3 protein-coding genes and 1 tRNA gene are annotated in these 1,504 nt (G+C 30.5%); 2 read left to right on the top strand and 2 right to left on the bottom strand.

Going from position 1 to position 1,504, the window contains the following annotated elements; all coding sequences use genetic code 11:
• The first annotated feature begins 223 nt into the window (after nt 1-223).
• Nucleotides 224-301, top strand: a tRNA-Ala gene (locus VLM92_RS16850).
• A gap of 389 nt (nt 302-690) precedes the next feature.
• On the opposite strand, the gene VLM92_RS16845 is transcribed toward VLM92_RS16850, so the two are convergent.
• The gene (locus VLM92_RS16845) at nt 691-873 is read right to left on the bottom strand and encodes a hypothetical protein (RefSeq protein WP_325277480.1); all 183 of its coding nucleotides are present in this window, start codon (nt 871-873) and stop codon (nt 691-693) included.
• A 215-nt stretch (nt 874-1,088) separates the two neighbouring features.
• Between VLM92_RS16845 and VLM92_RS16840 the strand changes: the two genes are divergently transcribed.
• Complete coding sequence (locus tag VLM92_RS16840; RefSeq protein ID WP_325277479.1) at nt 1,089-1,340, top strand: hypothetical protein; 252 nt, start codon at nt 1,089-1,091, stop codon at nt 1,338-1,340.
• On the opposite strand, the gene VLM92_RS17435 is transcribed toward VLM92_RS16840, so the two are convergent.
• Nucleotides 1,334-1,471 carry a hypothetical protein gene (locus VLM92_RS17435; RefSeq protein WP_414708168.1) on the bottom strand — a complete coding sequence of 46 codons (138 nt, stop codon included), beginning with the start codon at nt 1,469-1,471 and terminating at the stop codon, nt 1,334-1,336. The genes VLM92_RS16840 and VLM92_RS17435 overlap by 7 nt on opposite strands.
• Nucleotides 1,472-1,504 lie beyond the last annotated feature (33 nt).

Raw genomic sequence — 1,504 nt, 5'->3', positions numbered from 1 at the left:
TGGCTCAGTTTTATTTTGGTTGGGATACTACTTTCTGTTTTATATTAAAAAAGAAATCCAGTTTGATTTTCACAAATCAAATATTTAAAATGGAACAAGAGCTACTACTTTTATCCTTAAAATCTAAAAAATATTAAATTGTAGGATGTAAACACCCAAACAGAATATAAATCAGAAATAACTAAATCTAGCATCTATCATCAAACAAAGAAAACAAAACAGTGGGCCGATAGTTCAGTCTGGTATGAATGCCTGACTTGCACTCAGGAGGCCGCGGGTTCAATTCCCGCTCGGTCCACCATAAATCGAATTTTATTCAATTAGAAAATGCATTGTGAATTTAACTAATTAAAATTAGTTCAACCTTTTAGGTTCCAATGTCTATATAATAATCTATGTGAGGTGAAATTTTTGGGTGAAATATACAAACCTGATGATTTTATCGGAAGAAAGAAAAAACCTTCTGATCTATCTCCAGGATTAGGAGGAATTGCCCCCACTACATTAAATGAAGTTATTCGATAGATTAGATTATTAAGAAATGATGTGGAAAAAATTAAACTAGCACTTAGAGCAAAAGGGATAAATATAGAATAAGAAATTCACAGAACAACTAGATTAGGTCCATGAATTATTAATCTCTGCGAGTTTTGTATTTTAGTCAGAAGATTGATTGTTTTCCTAATTTCGTTAATATGTTTCAAGAAGTTCTTTTAGAGATTCTGCTTCTTTTCGTAATTCTGCTACTTCTTGTTCAAGAGAGTCTGCTTTTGTTTCTGCTTTTTCTCGGAGGGCTTCTATTTCTGCATTAAGTTCAGATTTCTCTTTTTCTAAGTCAGAGATTTTATTTCTAATTTCCCTTAATGTTCGCATCAATAATCTCCGTTAATATATCTAAGCGAGAATGGCTAAAAATCTTATGGACTTCTGATAAGTCTTGCTTTAATATTAAATAAAAAACGATTTAAAAACTTGAGTTTAACTCAGTAAAACTTTAAGCTAAAATCAAAATATAATATTTATGTCGTGAAAAACTATTGAGAATACGAAGTTTCTTAGCTGGTTTTCATTTAATAAATTTTTTAATAATGCTTTTCGCGACAATATATGCTTTAAACTATGTGTGGGGAAAAGTGGAAAATTGGATTTCAACACTTTACATTTATTACATAATTGTAGGAATCTCTGGTGTAGTTCTTGCGTTATGGATTGGAATAGATGGAAAAAGACTTCAACGTTATGCAACTAAAATGAGGAAATTAGAGGAAAAATTGATCGCCTTAGATCAAAAAATTAGAATCATAAAACCAGGAAGTAAAGAAAAAGAATCGAATCAGTAAACATCTAAAACCCAAGGATATTTGCGAAAAATTACTTCATTTATTGAATGTGGAGAAATTATTCCTTCTTCACATATTATTCCATGAATAAATTCTCTTCTTGTAACATCAAAAGCCGGATTTCTTATAATTAACCCAGCCGGAGAATTATCCCAAACCTCTTT

The sequence above is a fragment of the Romboutsia sp. genome (genome assembly GCF_035470145.1).
In the GTDB taxonomy this organism is placed as follows: Bacteria; Bacillota; Clostridia; order Peptostreptococcales; family Peptostreptococcaceae; genus Romboutsia_D.
Note: the sequence above shows the minus strand (reverse complement) of the source record. Positions and strands in the feature narration are given on the sequence as shown.

Excerpts from the sequence above, each read along its gene's own strand:
- VLM92_RS16840 (WP_325277479.1), top strand. The coding sequence starts at position 1,089 with ATGCTTTTCGCGACAATATATGCTTTAAACTATGTGTGGGGAAAAGTG.
- VLM92_RS16845 (WP_325277480.1), bottom strand. The coding sequence starts at position 873 with ATGCGAACATTAAGGGAAATTAGAAATAAAATCTCTGACTTAGAAAAA.